The sequence below is a fragment of the Corynebacterium sp. KPL2734 genome, assembly GCF_040225595.1.
GTDB lineage: Bacteria > Actinomycetota > Actinomycetes > Mycobacteriales > Mycobacteriaceae > Corynebacterium > Corynebacterium rhinophilum.
The window spans coordinates 43,671-63,601 of record NZ_JBEHFO010000004.1 but is presented as its reverse complement, the minus strand read 5'-3'; the positions used below and the strand labels follow the sequence as shown (position 1 = coordinate 63,601).

At 58.4% G+C, this 19,931-nt stretch carries 23 protein-coding genes; 6 read left to right on the top strand and 17 right to left on the bottom strand.

Annotated elements, in window-relative coordinates; translation table 11 throughout:
• The first annotated feature begins 11 nt into the window (after positions 1 to 11).
• The 4 genes from ABRP88_RS03910 (at position 12) to ABRP88_RS03895 (ending at position 3,003) form a co-directional block, all read left to right on the top strand.
• Positions 12 to 509, top strand: a complete 498-nt coding sequence (locus ABRP88_RS03910) for an ArsR/SmtB family transcription factor (RefSeq protein ID WP_349836250.1) — start codon at positions 12 to 14, stop codon at positions 507 to 509.
• On the top strand, positions 509 to 1,498 hold the full coding sequence (locus tag ABRP88_RS03905) for a serine hydrolase domain-containing protein (RefSeq protein WP_349836248.1): 990 nt from the start codon (positions 509 to 511) through the stop codon (positions 1,496 to 1,498). The genes ABRP88_RS03910 and ABRP88_RS03905 overlap by 1 nt, the downstream gene beginning before the upstream one ends.
• 9 nt (positions 1,499 to 1,507) lie before the next feature.
• Positions 1,508 to 1,768, top strand: coding sequence for a hypothetical protein (locus ABRP88_RS03900; protein WP_284853532.1), 261 nt, complete (start codon positions 1,508 to 1,510; stop codon positions 1,766 to 1,768).
• 104 nt (positions 1,769 to 1,872) lie between these two features.
• A complete protein-coding gene (locus ABRP88_RS03895; protein WP_349836246.1) occupies positions 1,873 to 3,003 on the top strand; it encodes a DUF8462 domain-containing protein in 1,131 nt (376 codons plus the stop codon).
• On the opposite strand, the gene ABRP88_RS03890 is transcribed toward ABRP88_RS03895, so the two are convergent.
• Positions 3,000 to 3,920, bottom strand: a complete 921-nt coding sequence (locus tag ABRP88_RS03890; protein WP_349836243.1) for a uroporphyrinogen decarboxylase/cobalamine-independent methonine synthase family protein — start codon at positions 3,918 to 3,920, stop codon at positions 3,000 to 3,002. The genes ABRP88_RS03895 and ABRP88_RS03890 overlap by 4 nt on opposite strands.
• The gene (gene mnmA / locus ABRP88_RS03885; protein ID WP_349836241.1) at positions 3,921 to 5,006 is read right to left on the bottom strand and encodes a tRNA 2-thiouridine(34) synthase MnmA; all 1,086 of its coding nucleotides are present in this window, start codon (positions 5,004 to 5,006) and stop codon (positions 3,921 to 3,923) included.
• Positions 5,007 to 5,102: 96 nt separating this feature from the next.
• Between mnmA and ABRP88_RS03880 the strand changes: the two genes are divergently transcribed.
• Positions 5,103 to 5,939: a spermidine synthase gene (locus tag ABRP88_RS03880; RefSeq protein WP_349836240.1), complete on the top strand. Its 837-nt coding sequence runs from the start codon at positions 5,103 to 5,105 to the stop codon at positions 5,937 to 5,939.
• Here the strand turns inward: ABRP88_RS03880 and ABRP88_RS03875 are convergent.
• A complete protein-coding gene (locus tag ABRP88_RS03875) occupies positions 5,920 to 7,083 on the bottom strand; it encodes a glycoside hydrolase family 25 protein (RefSeq protein ID WP_284769823.1) in 1,164 nt (387 codons plus the stop codon). The two genes, ABRP88_RS03880 and ABRP88_RS03875, sit on opposite strands and share 20 nt — an antisense overlap.
• A 391-nt stretch (positions 7,084 to 7,474) precedes the next feature.
• Between ABRP88_RS03875 and ABRP88_RS03870 the strand changes: the two genes are divergently transcribed.
• Positions 7,475 to 8,467, top strand: coding sequence for an HNH endonuclease signature motif containing protein (locus ABRP88_RS03870; protein ID WP_349836239.1), 993 nt, complete (start codon positions 7,475 to 7,477; stop codon positions 8,465 to 8,467).
• On the opposite strand, the gene ABRP88_RS03865 is transcribed toward ABRP88_RS03870, so the two are convergent.
• From ABRP88_RS03865 to ABRP88_RS03800, 14 genes are all read right to left on the bottom strand, one after another.
• Positions 8,464 to 9,579, bottom strand: a complete 1,116-nt coding sequence (locus ABRP88_RS03865; RefSeq protein WP_349836237.1) for a cysteine desulfurase family protein — start codon at positions 9,577 to 9,579, stop codon at positions 8,464 to 8,466. The two genes, ABRP88_RS03870 and ABRP88_RS03865, sit on opposite strands and share 4 nt — an antisense overlap.
• Positions 9,579 to 10,520: an electron transfer flavoprotein subunit alpha/FixB family protein gene (locus ABRP88_RS03860; protein WP_349836235.1), complete on the bottom strand. Its 942-nt coding sequence runs from the start codon at positions 10,518 to 10,520 to the stop codon at positions 9,579 to 9,581. Before ABRP88_RS03860 ends, ABRP88_RS03865 begins: the two co-directional genes overlap by 1 nt.
• Positions 10,521 to 10,528: 8 nt before the next feature.
• Positions 10,529 to 11,311 (bottom strand): electron transfer flavoprotein subunit beta/FixA family protein, encoded by a 783-nt coding sequence (locus tag ABRP88_RS03855; protein ID WP_284782573.1) that lies wholly within the window; start codon positions 11,309 to 11,311, stop codon positions 10,529 to 10,531.
• Between the two features lie 26 nt (positions 11,312 to 11,337).
• Entirely contained in the window at positions 11,338 to 12,471 is a 1,134-nt protein-coding gene (locus tag ABRP88_RS03850; protein WP_349836234.1) for a THUMP-like domain-containing protein, read from the bottom strand.
• Complete coding sequence (locus ABRP88_RS03845; RefSeq protein WP_284796332.1) at positions 12,468 to 13,295, bottom strand: NUDIX hydrolase; 828 nt, start codon at positions 13,293 to 13,295, stop codon at positions 12,468 to 12,470. The genes ABRP88_RS03850 and ABRP88_RS03845 overlap by 4 nt, the downstream gene beginning before the upstream one ends.
• Positions 13,295 to 14,113, bottom strand: a complete 819-nt coding sequence (locus ABRP88_RS03840) for an ABC transporter ATP-binding protein (RefSeq protein WP_349836232.1) — start codon at positions 14,111 to 14,113, stop codon at positions 13,295 to 13,297. Before ABRP88_RS03840 ends, ABRP88_RS03845 begins: the two co-directional genes overlap by 1 nt.
• Positions 14,114 to 14,163: 50 nt before the next feature.
• Complete coding sequence (locus ABRP88_RS03835; RefSeq protein ID WP_349836231.1) at positions 14,164 to 15,090, bottom strand: tetratricopeptide repeat protein; 927 nt, start codon at positions 15,088 to 15,090, stop codon at positions 14,164 to 14,166.
• Positions 15,090 to 15,398: a thiamine-binding protein gene (locus ABRP88_RS03830; protein ID WP_284784719.1), complete on the bottom strand. Its 309-nt coding sequence runs from the start codon at positions 15,396 to 15,398 to the stop codon at positions 15,090 to 15,092. Before ABRP88_RS03830 ends, ABRP88_RS03835 begins: the two co-directional genes overlap by 1 nt.
• Before the next feature lie 10 nt (positions 15,399 to 15,408).
• Positions 15,409 to 15,693 (bottom strand): Rv1322 family protein, encoded by a 285-nt coding sequence (locus tag ABRP88_RS03825; protein ID WP_284852151.1) that lies wholly within the window; start codon positions 15,691 to 15,693, stop codon positions 15,409 to 15,411.
• Positions 15,693 to 16,385, bottom strand: coding sequence for an endonuclease NucS (gene nucS / locus ABRP88_RS03820; protein WP_284632021.1), 693 nt, complete (start codon positions 16,383 to 16,385; stop codon positions 15,693 to 15,695). Before nucS ends, ABRP88_RS03825 begins: the two co-directional genes overlap by 1 nt.
• A gap of 21 nt (positions 16,386 to 16,406) precedes the next feature.
• On the bottom strand, positions 16,407 to 16,886 hold the full coding sequence (locus ABRP88_RS03815; RefSeq protein WP_284796330.1) for a DUF2550 domain-containing protein: 480 nt from the start codon (positions 16,884 to 16,886) through the stop codon (positions 16,407 to 16,409).
• Positions 16,887 to 17,069: 183 nt separating this feature from the next.
• Positions 17,070 to 17,444, bottom strand: a complete 375-nt coding sequence (locus ABRP88_RS03810) for a F0F1 ATP synthase subunit epsilon (RefSeq protein WP_023026361.1) — start codon at positions 17,442 to 17,444, stop codon at positions 17,070 to 17,072.
• A 10-nt stretch (positions 17,445 to 17,454) separates the two neighbouring features.
• On the bottom strand, positions 17,455 to 18,900 hold the full coding sequence (atpD, locus tag ABRP88_RS03805; RefSeq protein WP_005280201.1) for a F0F1 ATP synthase subunit beta: 1,446 nt from the start codon (positions 18,898 to 18,900) through the stop codon (positions 17,455 to 17,457).
• A 3-nt stretch (positions 18,901 to 18,903) separates the two neighbouring features.
• A complete protein-coding gene (locus tag ABRP88_RS03800; protein WP_284782567.1) occupies positions 18,904 to 19,893 on the bottom strand; it encodes a F0F1 ATP synthase subunit gamma in 990 nt (329 codons plus the stop codon).
• Between the last annotated feature and the right edge of the window lie 38 nt (positions 19,894 to 19,931).

Genomic DNA, 19,931 nt, shown 5'->3' with positions numbered 1-19,931 from the left:
ATTCTAGAAATGTGAACATCGTTGAATCACGCCTTCATGATCTCGAGGAACGCGTCGCCAGGCTCGAAGGCAAATCAAGCATCCCACCGCAGGCCCCCTCGGAGGAGTCGACCTACTGGCTTGTCGATGCCCTAACTCCCTCCACTCAGTTACCCGATGGATCGGTAATTTTCGGCGGCAACATTGCTCTCGGCAAGCGTACCTACGCCTATCAGTGGCAGCGTCCCACCACGGCAATAACTGACCAGGACTGGTCAGAAAACATCGAACGCCTCGCCGCACTTGACCATCCCGTACGTGGCGAAATTCTTCGACGCCTCCTGGCGGCCCCTGCCACCGCCGCGGAGCTAGTGGACGAGGATATCGTCTCTTCCACCGGCACGGCCTATCACCACCTCAGCGCTCTAACCAGTGCAGGTTGGACCACGAAGACAAGTGGCGAGTACTCTATTCGCCCCGCCCGCGTTATCCCTTTGCTCGCCATTATCACCGCTAGCGAGGACCACTAATGCGCAGGCTCGCCCTCAGTATCGTTACCGCCATCGCTATCGCTTCCGTGCTCCTACTGGCTGGTCTTCGGCGCCTCACGCTCTCCCCAACAGATACAGGAGATGCAGCCCTTGCCTCCACACTGCGAGAAAACGCGGAGCCGGGTTTTCATCACCTCACCGCTTTTACACTCCGCGACGGTAACGCCACCTTTGCGGGTATAGGCAGCAACGAGCACACAGAAGTCGAGATTGGTTCTGTCACCAAAATGTTCACCGGCGAACTCACCCACCAGCTTGTAGAAGAAGGCACACTGCGACTCGATAGCACCGTGGGCGAGTTTCTAGACGTAGACAACGCGCCCATAGCGGATGTAACGATTAAGGAACTACTCGATCACACCTCTGGCCTACCTCCCACAGCAGACGGGAATTTCTTCGGTTTCCTGTGGTCCGCAGTGGCAGGTACAAACCCATATGAGGGCGAAAGCACTCAAGACATTGTCGATGCCGCCGTCGCAGCAGAGCTCAGCAACCGCGGGGAGGAATCTTATTCCAACCTCGGATACGCCCTGCTCGGGCACGTAATAGAAACCGCGGCGAACACGCCTTATGAGAAATTACTGAAACAGCGAATATTCGAGCCAGCCGGATTAACGGAGACCTACCTTATGACCCCCGGCGCCGTGCCTGCCGATGCCCCGCGCGGCCGCACCGCCACTGGGCGGCAGGCCCAGCCTTGGGAGATGGATGGTTCGGCGCCTGCAGGGGCGATCCGCTCAACCGCGAGCGATATGGCTAAGTTCGCAGAGTGGTTTATGGCACACGGCGATCCCGCATACGGATGGCAGAAGAACGATGACGGCACCGGCTTTTGGCATAACGGCGGAACCTACGGCTATTCCACCATGCTCATCATCGACCCAAAGACAAAGCGAGCTGCATTTGCAAACAACGATTCGCTCGCCGGTACCGAAGAACTTGGCCACACACTCTTCGCTGAGCTTTAAGGAAACACCATGCCTAGCACCATTATCCTCGCCGTTTTCATCGCCTCCGAACTCTGGGCCGCATGGAAAGCTTTAAAGAAACCCGGCTCGACGGCATCCCGCGTCTTTGGGGCGGTCCTGACCGCCGTCATCATCATCTTCTTAGGCCACGCCTTACCCTGGTACACCTCCGTGCATTTTTACTGGTGGTATGCACTGGTCGGCTCCTTCGCCCTCCATGTGGGAGCCATGACGTGGGGTGCCACCAGCCCTGCTGCAAGACGCACCTAACCTTGCAGGCAACAAGCAAGGCGCCCACACAAGAGCGAAAAGTCTCCCAAATCTCCGGTTGCTAAAAAGTCTCCCAAATCTCCGGCTGGACTACGATGGAGACTATGTCCTTTCACGAGAACCCCTTCCGCCCCACATTTGGCGTCCCACCGCTGTTTTGGGTCGGCCGCACCGCGGTCCTCGATACTCTTCGCGCAGCGCTTGATGCCCAACCTGGACACCCCGGTCGCTCACTCGTCATTAGCGGCGCCCGTGGTATTGGCAAGACGGTCCTCCTCAACGAGTTGGAGGACATCGCCGCCGCCCGCGGATGGATTACGCTGCGCGCCTCCGGCCGCAGCGCCATGGTGGAAGAACTCGTCGAGACCACCATCCCCCGCATCATGGACACGCTTGCGCCGGCAGATAAGCACAAAGTCAACCGCATTGGAATCGGCGGCCTTGGTTCCATAGGAATCGAACACAACACGGATGAAGCCTATAAGCCCACCTTAAATACCCGGCTACGCGAATTACTAGCCCAACTCAAGGGTGCAGGTGTGCTCCTTACCATCGATGAAGTCCAAGATGCCGATGCCCAAGAATTGGCCTCCTTGGCCGTTACTTACCAAGACTTAGTGCGCGATGAACTCGATGTCGCCATCGTCGTAGCCGGCCTGCCACAGGGCATTAACCGGCTGCTGGAGCTGCCCGGAGTAACCTTTCTGCGCCGCGCGCAAAAGTTTGTGCTGGGCCCGCTGTCACCCGCCAACGCTACCGTTGCATTTAAGGAAACCGCCGCACACTCGGGCCTCGACTTCAGTGCAGACGCAGTCTCCGCCGCCGTGGAGCTATCTCGAGGCTATCCCTACCTGGTTCAGCTCGTCGGATCACTGGCGTGGGCCCACGCACAGCGCTCTGGCACGACCCACATAGAAGAAAACACTGTCCAAGCCATCTCGGCCGAGGCGATATCCGTCCTAGGCACACAAGTGCACCAGCCCGCCACCCTCACGCTCCCACCCGCACAGCGCCGCTTCCTTGAAGCCATGAGTGCTGTCATGGACAACGACACTGCAGAAATTCAAGCTATCGCCGCACACCACGACCGCACGGTGCGGTCCCTATCGGCCACGCGCCAGCGGCTTATCGATGCCGATCTCATCGAACCCACCGGTCACGGCCAGCTTAGATTCGTCATTCCCTACATGGAGGCCTATTTCACAGCCACCGATAGCTTGGGTCGAGTGGATTAAAGGTCACCGGCGTCCCGGACAAGGATGGACGAGGTCTCCGTCACCGAACGCAGGGTTCGGGCAGAGGCCTGCACGGGATACACATCAAAGCGATCAACCAAAAGTTCGCGTGGCATGCCGATGCGGTCGAGATGCTTGGCCAGCGCGATAGCCTCGGCACGGGCATCCGATCCGGAAATCCCCACACCAATGCGATGGCCTTCGCTCAAGTGCTCTCCCAAGCCATCGAAATGCTCAGGGGTATCGAGGCGATAACGAGGGCTATGGAAATCGACGAGGAAGGTCGTTGCGGCACCAGCAATGGACCACAGCGGCGGGGAATGCAGGTAGTCCGCGTCAAAGCCGAGCAGAGTTTCTAGCGCTACCTCGTCAGCCACAGCGGGGATAGAATCAAAATCCGTGGTGCCTGGGATACGTCCAGCCACGATATCCGCAAGCAAAGGTTCATCAAGCTGCACCACAACCTCGCCGTGGAAGCGGCGTGCCACATCGTCTGCATGCGCGCGCAGCCCATGAAGAAGGGCTTCAGAAAGCTCGGCGAAGGCACCGCGGTCACTAAGAACGCGGTGGCCATCGGCAAGCTCAATGCTGGCCGCCAGCGACCACGGGCCGAGCGCCTGCACCTTGATGCGAGGCACGGTCTCTCCCCAGACCTGCTGTACCTCGTCGAGGTCACGCTCGAGGCGATCCCACGTGCGACGGGTCAACAGCTGCGGCCGCGCCGTCATGCGCCACGAACGCGGGCCGCGGTCAAGGGAAATGGCCTCAAGCATGCTGGCGGTTCGCCCCACCGCATCGGAGCCAAGGCCACGCTGCGGGAGCTGCGGGAGCGCGGGGAGCTCGGTCTCTCCCATGATGATGTCGGCGGCCTCCACCATGGAGGTACCGGGCATGGGCCCAAGTGCAAAGCCGGTCATTTACACGGTCTCGCAAATAGTGCCGGAACCGATGACGATATCGCCCAGATCATCTGGGGAAGGCAAGTACAGCACCGCAGCCTGACCGCGCGCCACCCCAGACAGCGGTTCCTGGAGTTCCAAGCGCATCGAATCTGCGGCGCGGTCCACATGCGCGATACACGGCACGACGGAACCGTGCGCGCGGACCTGCACCTCGCACTCGAAGTCGCCATCCATGCCAGGGTGCAGGTACTTCAGGCGATCGGCGCGAATGGCGGTGACCGCCAGGTCCTCGCGCGCGCCGACGGTCACCGTGCCCGTTGCAGCATCGATATCGGTGACGTAGCGCGGGCGGCCATCAGCGGCCGGGGCCTTGATGTCCAAGCCCTTGCGCTGGCCGATGGTGTAGTTCCACGCGCCATCATGTTCCTTAAGCTCCGTTCCCTCTTGGTCCACGATCATGCCGGGGCGAAGGCCGATCCGTGATCCAAGGAACTGCTGGGTATTTCCGTCTGGAATGAAGCAGATGTCATAAGAATCCGGCTTCTTCGCTGTGGAAAAACCGTGTGCCGCAGCCTCTTCGCGGATTTGCGGCTTGGGGGTATCACCGATGGGGAAAAAGCAGTGCTCCAGCTCCTCAGCGGAAATAACGCCGAGCACATAAGACTGGTCTTTATTCTCATCCTTGGAGCGGCGCATGTAGCCATCATCATCAAGGGTGGCGTAGTGGCCGGTCGCAACGGCATCAAAGCCTAGAGCCATGCCCTTTTGCAGCAGCGCGCGGAACTTAATCTTCTCATTGCAGCGCAGGCAGGGATTCGGGGTTTCACCGCGGGCATAGGAATCCACGAAGTCCGTGATGACCTCTTCCTTGAATTCCTCCGAAAAGTCCCACACATAAAACGGAATGCCCAACTTATCGCAAATGCGGCGGGCATCGGCGGAATCCTCCAACGAACAGCAGCCGCGGGCCTTTTCGCGCGTTTGCTGCGCGTCCTTATGCAGGGCCAGGTGCACGCCGACGACATCGTGGCCAGCCTCCACCGCACGGGCGGCGGCGACAGATGAGTCCACGCCGCCAGACATTGCTACCAATACTCGCATTGCATTCCCCTTTAAATACCTCGACTACAGGCCCGAAAGTGTACTCCCTTGCCCCAACGCAGCTTAAATCGATTCCATTCCCTAAGCTTGAATCCCATGGGTAGAAAGCGAGCTGCGAACAGGTCAGGCATCACCGGGACCTACGAGATATCCACCGGCACCGCCGAGGTCGTACCGGATGAATTCAGCGACGGAGCTTATATCCTTAACGTCAATGGCGTTCCTAGCAGCCATATCGTGCTGGGCGAGCCGCAGGAACTCGACTTTGAATATATGCGCTGGATCGCAGCGGCGGTAGAACAGCTTAATACGGTCTCCCCTAATAAGCTGCGCGTTACCCACCTCGGCGGGGCCGGCTGCTCACTCCCGCGCTACTTCGCCGACCTTTGGCCGGACAGCCGCCATACGGTAGTCGAGCTTGATGCCAAGCTGGGCGAATTAGTCCGCGAGCTTTTCGATGTCCCCCGTTCTCCCACCGTCAAGATCCGTGCCGGCGATGCCCGAAAGGAAACCGAAGGTTTTCTGCCCGCCAGCCGCGATATCATTATCCGCGATGTCTTCTCTGGGGACACCACCCCGAAAAATCTAACGACGGCGGAGTTTTTCCAAGCGGCCAAATTGTCCCTGTCTGCCGGCGGCCTTTATGTGGCCAACTGCGGCGATCACTCGGACCTCCAATTGGCGAAGAAAGAATTGGCCGGGCTTTCTGAGGTCTTCGATCACCTCGCTGTAATCGCTGACCCGCCCATGCTCAAGGGGCGCCGATATGGAAACATCATCTTACTGGCTTCAGATACACAACTGCCAGCTGAGGGCTCGGTACAAGCTGCTCAACTGGCAAAGGCACTCTTAGGCGGGGCCGTTCCCGCACACTTTAAGGATGAAAGCTGGACCCGTAAATTCTTTGCGGGAGCTACTTCAGCACGCGATTGAGCAAGTCAGCTACTTGATCGGCATCGAAGTCCGGCACGTCAGCACCGGCCTTCTTCGCCGCATCCTTAGCTTCTTCGACTTGGTTGCCGGAAACTTCGCCCTTGTCGACGCCATTGACATGGCCCGCGTTGTCAAGCAGTAGTGCCAAGTCGCCGACGGTGAAATCACCGACCGCCATCTTGCCAAGTTGCTTCAGAGGTAGAGCGTCCTCGTCTTCCAAGGCCTTCACAAAGGCCGCCAAGCCCTCAGCAGCCTGGGCATCGAGGCCGGCGTCTTTGGCGGCATCGGCAAGCTGGGGCATTGCAATGAGGCCAGCCGCAAGGGCGAAGATTGCACCAATCACCGGCGTGCTATCGGAGCTAAGGTCCACACCATCGTCGAGGACGAGGCTATCGAGCGCGCCGCCGATATCGACGTAATTGCCGCCGCTAAAAGACTCTAGCTGCTGCTTCGAGCCATTAAAGAGGTTCAAGTCCACATCGGTAGGAATACCAGCGACCTTGCCCGATCCAGAGCGCTGCCAGAAGGACAGGTTCTTCCACCCACCCACTGGATCCGGGGCTTCATCCTGGTATGCCGCCAACCACAGTGGCATATTGGAGAACTTCTGGGAGTTATTCATCTCGCCCATCCAGAAGTACTTGTAGGTATAAATCATTGGGGTGCGGTTGGTCAGGCGCTTGAGCTCGGAGGTAAATTCCTCGATCCAGCTCTCCAACTGGGAGGCCGACTTGCCCTCGGAGACCTCGATATCAAGCACCGGCGGCAACGTCTGATTCGGCGCCAACGCAATCTGCGCCGCAAAGTTAGCCGCCTGCGTCTTCGCATCGCCAGCTGGGCGCGCATAGTGGTATGCGCCAGTCTTCAGGCCGTGCGCATTGGCCGCTTGGATGTCTTTAACGTAGTGCGGGTTAATCCAGTCCCCACCCTCGGTGGCCTTAACAAAGGCGAAGGACTGGCCGTCAGATTTCACCTTATTCCAGTCAATAGGCATGCCACCGGGGTGCTGGTGGGCAGCAATATCGATGCCTTTCGGTGCGCTGTTTCCCAATGCTGCCTGCGCGGCAGCGGTCCCGCTCACCGTGACTGCAACTGCAGCGATAACCGCGATGATGCTCTTGCGGAGTGCCCTCATAGTTGTCATGCGGGAGAGTCTAACAATCATTCACACTAACCACATTTGCAACACGCGTACCATGCATGGGAATTTTTCACTCCCCTATCCAGTTTTTCGGAAATGTACCATTTAGAACACATATTCGCTTTTCGGCTTGCGGGAGTCAAACGGGTAACTTATGGTAAACCTATGAACATTAGAAACTTAGTGCGAAACTCGGGGGATAATCGCCATGGAACCCTACTACCTCATCACTGATCCACACGATGACATAGCAGTTAGTGCCACGTGTAATAGAAAATCCGACTACCTACTCTGGAAGGAAATTCGACCAAGTTTAGAAGATGATCTCAATATTGCGTGTCATACGCTGGCAGGTCGCACCGGCTTAAGCGAACGGCGCACGAGGGATATCACCATGGCGCTATACCGCTTAGAGGAATTGCCACGCACAAAACTGCTGCAGGAAACCTACTACTTCCTCGACTTCTCTCGGCTTATCACCATTGATGCGGTCTTAAGCAAACTTGGCGAAGTAGACAGCGGCGTCCTTCAACGCATAGACGCCGAATTGGAAAAATACCTGACTCCCACAAAGCCGGGTCAAAACTTTCCATCAAATGCTGCCCTTCGCCGAAAACTCAATGGGCTTATCACCATGGAATCCCCAGACACCACAGGTGATAAGGAATCCGAGGAAGAAGACGGGCGAAATGACTCCTATTTCATCTACCCCACCGCGGGCGGACGAGCAGGGTTAAACGTAGAGTTCGATGAAGATACACTCATCCTCATTGACGAGGTTGTTCAGCGTACTTCGGAAGGGCACGGACTCAGTAAGGCCGATGCACTGGCCCAGCTGATCCTCGGAACCATCGAAGATAAATCTCAGGTACACCTTTATATGTACCGCGCCAGCGACGTAAAAGCGGCTCCAGGATTTATCCAGGGCTACGGGTGGGTTCACCCAGATACCGCTGACCGTCTAACACCGACCACTACCCGGGACATGGACCAAGCGGCAACAAGGGTAAGCCCGGCCTACTCCACGCCGCCGCTCATCGGTGCCTATGTGGAAGGCCGCGATGGTGTGTGCCGCTGGCCTGGGTGCAACCGCCCAGCCTACAGGTGCCAAAAAGACCACCGGATCGATTTCTCAGAGGGAGGAAAGACGACGGCTGGAAATTTAGCCTCGCTGTGCCAGCACCACCACAACGTAAAGACGGATAAAAGCGCCTTTTACATCATGGATCCGCACAGCGGGGATATCATCTGGCTCTTCCAAGACGGACGGTGGGAATACGATGAACCGCAGGGTCCGCTAGCGACGAAGAATAGGAACTGGGCACTGACCGTTGCCCAGGCAATCGCCGCCCGGCGGAATGCTGCCAAAGAAAGGGCTGATACTTAAACCGTGCGGGCTCGGGCGACGACCTCTGGTAAATGCGCGAGCACGTAATCCACATCGTCTTCGGAAGTAAGGCGTCCCAGAGTGAACCGGAGGGACCCAATTCCTTCTTCCTCGCTGACACCCATTGCAGAAAGCACATGGGACATGCGGTTGACGCCTGCGCTGCAGGCACTGCCAGTCGATGCCTCAATCTGCAGCGAATCCAGCAACATGATGAGGCTATCGCCATCGGTGCCGGGGAAAGAAACGTGTAGGTGCGACGGCAAGCATGGCTCGGTGGAATTCACTACAACGTTGTCGATGGATGAGAGGATCCCATCCCGCAGCTTATTCCTGAGGACAGCGATGCGCTCGCCCTCGGCAGCGCTTTCCGCGATCGACTCCTCCAACGCAGCGGCGAGCGCGGAGGCGCTAGCTACGTCTACCGTGCCAGGGCGAAGTCCGCGTTCTTGCCCGCCTCCGTAGGAAATCGGCTGCGGCGCAGGGGTGCGCTTGGCCAAAAGCACGCCAATACCGCGCGGGCCACCAAATTTGTGGGCGCTGGCGGCAAGCGTTGTGATGCCCAATTCCGCAAAATTGATGGGCAGCTTGCCCGCTACCTGCACCGCATCCACGTGCATGGGAATACCGGATTGTTGCGCGAGGGATGCGAGATCCTCGATGGGCTGAATCGCACCGGTTTCGTTATTGGCCCACATGCAGGTGGCAAGGTCGGCAGGTTCCGCGAAGGCGCCCCCATCGCTGATATGCCCGTTGCGGTCCACAGGGAGCAGATCCACGGTGGCGCCACCCTGGGCAAGCTTGCTCACGGTATCGCGCACCGCTGGGTGCTCAATATCCGTCGAGATGATGCGGTTGGTATTTCCCGCCGCAAAAAGCCCCTGGATAGCGATATTATCCGCCTCGGTCCCAGAGGAGGTAAAAATGACCTCGATGGGTTCGCACCCAAGGAGGGAGGCGACTTTCTCGCGGGCATCGTCAAGCACGGAGCGGGCCCTACGGCCAGAGGCGTACTGCGCGCTGGAGTTGAGCGATCCGGAGGCGGCAACCCATGCGTCGATGGCGGATTGGCGCATCGGCTGGGTTGCTGCGTAGTCGAAATAGTGCGGCATTACTGGCGCACCTTCAATTCCTCGGTCAAAGCTGGGGCGATTTCGTGCAGGTCTCCGACGACGCCGAGATCGGCGATTTGGAAGAACGGTTCATCTTGGTCCTGGTTAATCACCACGATGGTGCCGGAGGTCTGCATGCCCGAGGTGTGCTGAATGGCACCGGAAATGCCCAAACCAATGTAGAGATCTGGCGACACGGTCACGCCTGTCTGGCCCACCTGGTGGGTAGCGTCGTAGAAGCCTTCATCGACGGCGTCGCGGGTGGCACCGACGGCGCCACCGAGGGCATCGGCAAGCGGCTCTACGATCTCGCCGAACTTATCGCCGACGCCGCGGCCGCCAGAAACCACAACCTTGGCTGCGGTGAGCTCGGGACGGGCGGACTTCTCGGCCGGAGTAAAGGAATTAACCTTGACATCCTTCTCGGTTGCCGCAGGCAGTGGCATTGGGGCCGCCTGAGTTTCCACCTGCTGGGGCTCCGCCGCAACGGAACCCGGCTGCAGGGTATAAATCGGGCAGCTGCCAGTGGCCTGCGAAGTGGTCTCGTAGGTGCCGCCGAAAATGGTCATCGTTGCAGACCCATCCGCCTCAATGGAATCCACATTGACGAGCGCACCGGAAGCAAGGCGGGCGGACAAGCGGCCCGCAATCTCGTTATTCGTCGGGCTGGCGGCCAGAACGATGGGCGCCGGATTGGCTGCGCCCAGGGCGTGCAAAGCATCAACCTCGGGGGTCACCAGGCGCTGGTCATAATCCTCCGCCGTTGCCTGCACCACCTGGGCGGCGCCGAGGGCGGCTAGCTCGGCATCGAAGGAATCTGCCTGCTTTCCGACGACCACCGCAGACACCGTCCCCAATTCGCGTGCGGCGGTAATGAGCTCACCGGTAACGGGGAGAATGCTGTCTGCATCGTGTTCAACAAGTACGTAAACGTGAGACATTTCTACTCCTAAATCAAGTTCTTTGCGGCAAGGAAGTCAGCAATCTTCTTCGCAGCATCCTGCGGCTGTGGCTCCGAGATAACCTCGCCGGCCGTGCGCGGTGGGCGCTTAGAAGAAGAAGTGACCGTCGTGGTTGGTGCAATGGCATCAATGCCTAGGTCGGCCACGCTCAATGTGGTGATTTCTGCCTTCTTAGCGGCCATAAGCCCCTTGAAGTTTGGGAAGCGCGGTTTATCAGCCTTATCGGTGACGGACACAATCGCAGGAAGGGCGGCCTCGAGCTCCCAGGTTCCGCGGGCGTCTTCGCGGCTGCCTTTTACCGCGCTGCCCGAAAGTTCTACCTGGTGCAGCTCGGTCAAGGCGGGCAGTTGGCGGTATTCAGCGAGCAATCCAGCCAGCGTTCCGGTCGAGGCATCGGAAGCCTCATTGCCCAAGGTGATCAGTTGGACATCCTCTAGCGTGTTAATCGCTGCGTTCAGGGTCCACGCGGTAGACAGTGCATCGGCGCCGGCCAGTGCGTCGTCAGATACGAGGACCGCGTCATCTGCACCCATCGCAAGGGCCTTGCGGAGGGCCTCGTCTGCTTGTGCGGGGCCCATCGTTAAAGCGACAACACGGTAGTTTTCATCCGGATTATCATCGCGCAGGCGTAGCGCCTGTTCCACGGAGTATTCATTAATCTCATCAATGATGTTGTCCACGGAGGTGCGATCCAGGGTGTGGTCATCCTCCAGAGATTTGGTGGACCACGTATCCGGTACATGCTTGACCAGAGCCACAATCGTTGGCATTGGGGGCACTCACCTTTCCGATAGATTTATGTTGCGTAATTCTCTTCGGACGATAATACTCGGGGTTGGCAAAGCAACGCGATACCCTGTGAGCCAATTCGCGTAATGATGACCGCGAATGGCCGCGATCCCTTCAACTTCATCTGCTTTCTTAGCTGATCAGGGTCCACGTCTACGCCGCGCACAAGGATTTCTAGGCTGCCTGCATCATAAGATTTTAGTACCGATTTTAGGCGCTTTAGGGGGACCTTTTCTATGAATGGAAATCCCGACATTCCCTGCGGGATGCGATCCCCTGTTAGGTACGCAATCCGCGGATCGATCTGCCACAATCCTTCGCGCGCCGCATAATGCTGCACGAGGCCCGCGCGCACCACTGCCCCATCGGGGTCAATGAGATACGTACCGATCTCGCCCGCCTCTGGCAGGTTGTGCTCTTCATCCGTGAGGACGTCAACTGACTCGCCCTGAATCATCACCGCGTGCCTGCCCGTGCCGAGGCCAGGTGTGTAGAGGCACGCCTCCTTAACTGCTCCATTGACGCTGCTTACGGTGACCAATCCGTCCCAGTCACTGAAATCGAGACCGGGTGCGCACTTGATGGCCAGGTGTGCGTCCCTGTGCGCAGCGATTAGGTCCGGCAGCGGTGGCAGCAAATCCTCCGGGCGGGAAATCCGCCGCCCTGCCTTCCTGCGGGCGGGATCGGCGATAATGACATCAGCCGTAGTGGTCGTAGTGAGCGCATCTGCTTGAAAAAACGAGTCAGAATCCAAATTATGCCGGGCCATGGCAATGCGCGAGGCGTCGATATCGGAGCCGAAATAGTCAAGGCTCGATCCGTAGCCTTCAGTGCCGATGGAACACGTGACATCGTGGACGGTGCGCATCCCTTTCTGCTGCAGGAATTCTGAGCGAAAGCGCGCAACTGGCAGCGGGGTGGCTTGCTGGGCAGAATCGGCATCCATAAGCCAGGTCTCAGGCAGCTTTCCGCCCCGCCGGGCAGTAAGTAGCTCCATGGCGCAGCGCGCATAATCGCCGTAGGCCGCTTTCAGCTTTTCCAGATCCTTCAGCTGCGAAGCCTTGCTCAGCTCCAAGTCCCAGCTGGAAAGTTCGGCGTTATGCTCGCTTAAGAAACGGACTTCATCAATGTTAAAGCTCATATTCGCTCTGTAGGGGTGGTCGCGAAATATTCCGCGTATTGCGGATCGTCGCGGAGGTCGCCGATAACGGGGCGAAGGTCGGACGAAGAGGCATCATCAAGCACCTCTTGGACGGTGGAGTACTTGCATAACCGTTGCATTTGCGCCCACGTGGGAACTACGAGACGGACGAGTCCGGCACGCCAGCCCTCCAAGATAAGCTGCGGCGAAAACCAGCCAGCGTCATCGGCCTCATGCGTGTCCCCGTCAGGCTCCTGCCCGCTCGGTAGCAGACCGACGAAGAAAAAAGTATCGAACCAATGGTTTTTGCTTTGCCCCACCCACCGGGCCCATGGAAGGAGCATGTCGGCATCGACGCGCATCCCGTTATTGCTAAGAAACTCGGTAAAAGAAATGGTGTGGTCTTCTAAGAGCCTACGTTCGCGGTGATAGCGGCGCGCATTAGAAATCGTGCCGTCATCCCGGATCGCAAACAGCGTACCGGATTCCTCAAAGAGCTCGCGGGCCGCGGCAAAGACCAAGGCGTGGGCCTTGTACTTGGTCACGCCCATCCGCCGCGCCATAGACACGACAGATTTTCCGGCCCACAACTCTCCGGAATCCCACGAACGCGGCGGGAAATCGCGCGGGTCTACCCCACCGCCAGGAAATACGGCATGGCCCGGGTAGTTCCGCATGGTGCTTACGCGTTCTTGCACCCAGACCTCGAGCCCTCCGGGGCCATCGCGAAGCAAGAGCACAGTAGCCGCCATGCGCCCACCGTTAAACCCGGTGGTATCGCTGGCGTCGATCGCATCGAGCTGGTCATGAATCTCGTTGGTCATTAAGATGTCCGGCGGGCAAAGTATCGCTGCCCAATGCGATCCACTTGGATGGGTTGGTGGAAGGCCTGGGACAGGTTCTCCGAGGTCAGCACGGAGTTAATGAGACCCTTTGCTACCACTTTGCCTTCATCCAGAAGCATCGCGTGGGTAAAGCCATACGGTATTTCTTCCACGTGGTGGGTAATCATGACGATGGCTGGGGCATCCGGATCCATCGCGAGATCGCCCAAGTACCCCACGAGGTCCTCGCGCCCGCCGAGGTCCATGCCGGCAGAAGGCTCATCCAGGATCAGCAGCTCCGGATTGGACATCAAAGCGCGGGCGAGGATGACGCGCTTCTTCTCGCCTTCCGAAAGCGTGGCCCACGTGCGATCCTTCAAGTGGCTGGCACCGACTTGGGCCAAGATGTCATCGGCGCGGGAAAAGTCCATGTCTTGGTACTCTTCGCGCCACCGACCCAAAACCGCATAACCGGCGGAAATAACGAGGTCGTAGACCCGCTCATCCGCGGGAATGCGCGATTGCACGGCGGCAGAGGACAGACCAATCAGTGCGCGCAGGTCACGCATATCGGTCCTGCCAATTTGCTCGCCCATCAAAAAGGCCGTGCCGTTGGAAGGAAATTCCTCCGCGGCCGCCATGCGTACCAGGGAGGTCTTTCCGGCACCATTCGGCCCGATGATGACCCAGCGTTCATCGAGCTCGACCTGCCAGTCCACGGGCCCTACCAAGTTCTTGCCACCGCGGCGAAGCTCCACGCCGCGGAAGTCGATGAGCCAGTCTTGATCAGTTGGGGTTACGTCGTTCACGCCTTCCATTGTGACTGATCTATTCACCGCCCGCAGTAATTGACACAACTCCGCCGACTTTAATACAGCGCGCTTGCCAGCTTCGTGCGCGCTTCAAGAACGCGCGGATCATTGCCGGCAAAAAGGCCGAAGAGCTCGAGCAGGCGTTCCCTGAGCTGCGCCTTCTCATCGCCGGCAGTGACCTTCATGGTCTCAATGAGGCGGTCAAAGGCCGTTTCTGGGGCACCTGCCACCACTTCTGCGTCAGCGGCGCGCATTTGCTTATCGATGTCCCCCTTATCCCCATCTGCAGCAGCAATCGGGTCCTCGGTTTGGTTTGCTGGATCCAACCGCTTAAGAAGCTTGGTGGTGTCTCGGGCCTGCTTAATCTGCGTATTATCCGGTTCCGCTTCCAAGATGGATTCATAAACCTTAATCGCACCATCGAAATCGCCGGAGTTCAGGAAAGATTCTGCCTCCTGCAGGCGAGGGTCGTCCTCTTCTTCCTCTTCCGCTGCGACCGGTGCAGACTCAAGTCCCTTGAGCTGCGGTCCGACGTTTTCTACCAAGCTATCCAGCCACTGCTTGAGAGCATCCTTTGGCTGGGCTCCCTCGAAATTGGTCAGCGGTTGACCGGCGCCAATGGCAACCACGGTAGGTAGGTTCTTCACGCCGAAAGCCTGCGCCACCTGTGGAGTAGCATCCGCATCCACGTAGCCTACGAGGAAGCTAAGGTTGCCAGCCGTAGCTAGTTCCTGCAGGTCCTGCTTCAGCTGGTCGGACTGCGTAGAGCGCGAGGTGCCGATGAGGACGACGACCGGTACCTCAGTGGAGCGGCGCACCACCTCGGTCTCAAAATTCGCCTCGGTGACGGTAAAAAATGGCTGGACTCCACTAGACTGCCCAGCCGCCGGCTGCTCTTGTGCCTGCTGGCGAGCTTCCGCACGCGCCTTGACCTGGCTGAGATCGAGGGCGCCGCCAACATAAGCATTATTCGCAGAAGTCATTAATCCTCCTTAGCTAAACGCCGATTCACGGCGTCTACTTTATCTGTCAGTTGATTCTTCACGCCTTCGCGGATATCAGCCTTAATAACCAATGAGGTACGCGGCGATACCGCACGCACCGCTTCGGTGGCCTTTTTAATCGTGCCGAAAACCTCGTCCCACTCGCCTTCTAAAAGGGTGAACATGGCGTTGGTTTCATTAGGCAGACCTGATTCCCGCACCACGCGGACCGCCTCCGCCACGGCATCGGCCATCTCGCCGGAATCATTATCCACCACTGCGGGTGCTACTGAAAATGCAACAATCATGCCCGCAAGTCTACCTTCGCTCCCAGCAGTGCCGGTGCCAATGACGGCGGTCATCGCCCTGCCTGCCGGTATCGCGCGGCCAGGCGACGATGTGGGCAACCCCAGGCGGAATATTTTGATTACACCCCGGGCAAATATAGAATTTTTGCGCCCGCGCGGAGCCAATATGCCGCATTATATAAGGCTCCCCGTGGGTCCAGCTCGGCCCCTCGACCGTCTGCGAACCAAAGAAGATGGAGCCGTCCTTGGGCAGTGGCCGGAATTCCTGTGGTTTTCGCCTATTTCGCCGGGGCATTAAAACAACCGCAATTCTTTCGACTCGAGTCCGCGCAGCTCCTGATAGTCCAGAACCACGCACCGGATCCCGCGGTCTTCAGCCAGCGTTCGGGCCTGCGGCTTAATTTCTTGCGCCGCAAAGATACCAGATACCGGGGCGATTAACTCATCGCGGTTGAGCAGTTCCAGATAGCGGGTTAATTGCTCGACCCCGTCAATCCCACCGCGGCGTTTGACCTCCACGGCGACATTCCGGTTATCGGCATCTTTAGCCATGATGTCTACTGGGCCAATGGCCGTGGGATACTCGCGGCGCACGAGGGTGAAATTGGAGCCCAGCGTGTCGATCTTTTCGGCCAATAGCTCCTGCAGGTGCGCCTCCACACCGTCTTTTACTAGGCCTGGATCTTCGCCCATGTCATAGGAGATGTCCTCGTGGATTTCCGCAATCGTAATGCGCAATTGTTCACCCTTAGGGTTTTCCACTAGCCACAAGACCTCACCCGTGTCATTGCCATCCACGTCCTCAATGACGGATTCCTGCACCGTACACGGCGGCGTCATCCAATTCAGGGGCTTGTACGCGCGGTCATCGGCATGCACCGATACCGAGCCGTCTGCCTTGACAATGAGCAGGCGGTCCGCCAAGGGCAGGTGGGCGTCGAGCCGTCCCACGTAATCAACTGAACAACGGGCGATTACTAAGCGCATGGCTACTACCCTAGCCTGTTGCTATTGGCGCTTGGACTGCCGGGTGGCTCGCTCTCGCAACTGCTGGTAATCAAAGCGCTGTTGCCGCTTGGACGGCGCCGCCTCGACCCAAGCTTCGAAAGCCATAATCCCGCGGGAATCGGAAGCCAGCTCGTATTCCGCATCCCCGGTGCTAAAGTGCACCACTTCGGTGGCATCAGACATGAAAGAAGCCTCGTCATCATCCAAAGAACGGGAGTTCAAAATGGTGATGTCGAGGCGGTTAAACCACAGGTTATAGCGCGGAAATACAGAGCGCAGCTTGAAATATTCCACGACTTCGCCGGTATAGCGCAGCACGCCATGGCGCCAAGAAAAGCTATCCTTCGCCGGCATTGAGCGCAGCAACACCGCGGTTCCGCGCGAGCGCAGAGTAAAAAATCGCAGGGCCGCCAGCAGAACTACTAGCAATACCACCAACGCTAAGGCCCACAGGACCACCGAGATAACCGTCGAATTCATGGGCTCCACACGCCATCCTTGGTTAGTGAAAGAACATTTATTTGGATTGTAGCGCCTGATTCCGCTTCTGCGCCAATAGGCAAAGGCAAAGAAAACGTGAAAAAGCGCACCGGATAAATTCCAGTGCGCTTTTCTGAGAGCAGGAAGGGCGGCTATTGCTGCCCTCTCCTACCAATCCAAGGTTTATTCAGCCTTTGCTGCGCGGCGAAGTGCACGCAATGCAGCCTCACCGCGGGACTTGGTGAGCTCATGAGCCGAAGAGGAATCCTCTTCCGCCTTGGCCTCATCCACCTCATCGGACCAGATGGCCCAATCAGCGAGGACGGTAATCTTGTCCTGGGTAACGGAGAGGAAGCCACCCTGGACGGCGGCAACGCGCCGCGCGCCATCAACTGGGTGGATGGTCACTACGCCATTGTCGATCAACTGACCGATCACAGGCTCGTGACCGGGAAGCACGCCGATCTCACCCTCGGTGGTCTCAGCCGTCACTATGGAGGCCTGACCAGACCACAATGAGCGCTCGACGGAAACCAATTCGGCGGTGATGTCAGCCATGTGCCTCTCCCTACTTCTCGTTCAACTTCTTGTATGCAGCTTCGACGTCGTCCAAGCCACCCAAGCCGTTGAAGGCCTGCTCTGGGTAGTGGTCAAACTCACCGTTGCAGATGCGCTCGAAGGCATCGATGGTGTCCTGCAGCGGCACGTAAGAACCCTCCAGGCCAGTGAACTTCTGCGCAACGAAGAAGTTCTGGCCCAAGAAGCGCTCAATACGGCGGGCACGCTGCACGGTCACCTTGTCTTCTTCAGACAGCTCGTCCATACCAAGGATGGCGATGATGTCCTGCAGTTCCTTGTTCTTCTGCAGAATACCGATGACGCGCTGTGCTACCTCATAGTGCTTCTCGCCCACAATGCCTGGCTCGAGGATACGAGAGGTAGAGGTCAGCGGGTTCACTGCTGGGTAAATACCCTTGGAAGCAATGGCACGGTCCAGCTCGGTCGTCGCATCCAAGTGGGCGAAGGTCGTAGCTGGGGCCGGGTCAGTGTAGTCATCGGCAGGCACGTAAACGGCCTGCAGAGAGGTAATGGAACGACCCTTGGTGGAGGTAATGCGCTCCTGCAACACACCCATCTCATCAGCCAAGGTTGGCTGGTAACCCACGGCGGAAGGCATACGACCCAGCAGGGTGGATACCTCGGAGCCGGCCTGGGTGAAACGGAAGATGTTGTCAATGAACAGCAGCACGTCCTGGTTCTGCACATCGCGGAAGTACTCCGCCATGGTCAGGCCGGACAGAGCCACGCGCATACGGACTCCTGGTGGCTCGTCCATCTGGCCGAAGACAAGTGCAGTATCTTGCAGAACGCCCATCTCTTCCATTTCCAGGAAGAGGTCGGTGCCCTCACGGGTGCGCTCGCCGACGCCAGCGAAAACCGACGTACCGGAGAACTCGCGGGCAATACGGGTAATCATTTCCTGGATCAGGACGGTCTTACCCACACCTGCACCACCGAAGAGGCCAATCTTGCCACCCTTTACGTAAGGGGTCAGCAGGTCAATGACCTTAATACCGGTTTCGAGGATCTCGGTCTTGCCCTCGAGCTGGTCGAACGCTGGTGGCTCGCGGTGGATGCCCCACTGCTCGCCATCGCGGCCGAGGCCCGGCTCATCGAGGCAGTCACCGAGGGCGTTGAAGACGTGGCCCTTGACGACGTCGCCGACGGGAACGGAGATAGGCTCTCCGGAGTCGACTACCTCGGCGCCACGGACAAGGCCGTCGGTAGGTGCCATGGACACGGTACGAACGAGGTTGTCACCGAGGTGCTGAGCGACCTCGAGGGTGACGGTCTTTGCCACAGCTTCGAGCTTAATCTCGACGTGGAGTGCGTTGTACAGGGCCGGAAGTGCCTCGCGTGGGAATTCCACGTCCACCACCGGACCGATGACGCGCACGACACGACCGGCGACTGCCGAAGACTGTGCATTCTGCTCTTGCAGAGCTGTAGTCATAATCTAGTCACTTTCTGCGCTGTCAGATAGCGCGCCAGCGCCACCGACGATCTCTGAAATTTCCTGGGTAATCTGCGCCTGACGGGCCTGGTTGGCCACACGAGACAGGTCATTGACCATCTCGGTTGCGTTGTCAGTAGCAGATTTCATAGCTGTACGGCGTGCAGCGGACTCGGAAGCCGAAGCCTCCAAGAACATAGCAAACAGGATACGCGAGACGTACTGCGGAAGCAGCGCGTCCATCAGGGTATCCGCGTCCGGCTCGAACTCGAAGTCCGCGGAAATGTTATCCACTGGCTCCGGATCCTCCAGTGCGGAGTCACCCATCTCGTACTCCTCGCCCTGCACTACCGGCTCAACGGGCAAAAGCTGCTGTGCACGCGCGGTTTGGGTCAGCATGGACTCAAACTCGGTGTAGACCACATGCACCTGGTCAAAGCCGGTAACACCTGCACCTTCACCTTCCGCGTGCAGGCCCTCACGGCCCTTGGTAGTGCCTTTAGAACCAGCAACGAAGCCATCGATCATGTGGCGACGCACATCGTGGGTGCCCTCCCAGGTTGGGTCCTGAGAGAAACCATCCCAGCTGCCCGCTACCTCTTCCTCACGGAAGTTGTAGTGGCCGATGCCCTTGCTGCCGGCGACGTAGCGAACTACCTCGTAGCCCTTGCTTTCGAGGAGGGCCTTGAGCTGGGCTGCCTTCTTGAAGACGTTGTTGTTGTAGCCACCGCACATGCCTCGGTCAGAGGTGATTACGAGAATCGCGGCGACATTGCCGTCTTCACGCTCACGCAGCATAGGGTGCTCTAGCGTCGACGCTGCAGCCAACCTGTTCATGACGTTGGTCAGCTCAATCGCGTACGGCTGAGAGGCTTCCACCCGAGCCTGCGCTTTGGTAATGCGCGAGGTAGCAATGAGCTCCTGGGCTTTAGTGATCTTCTTAGTCGAGTTCACGGACCGGATGCGGTCGCGTAATTCGCGAAGATTAGCCATCGTTTCTCCTCCCTTCTTTCATATAGACGGTTAATTAC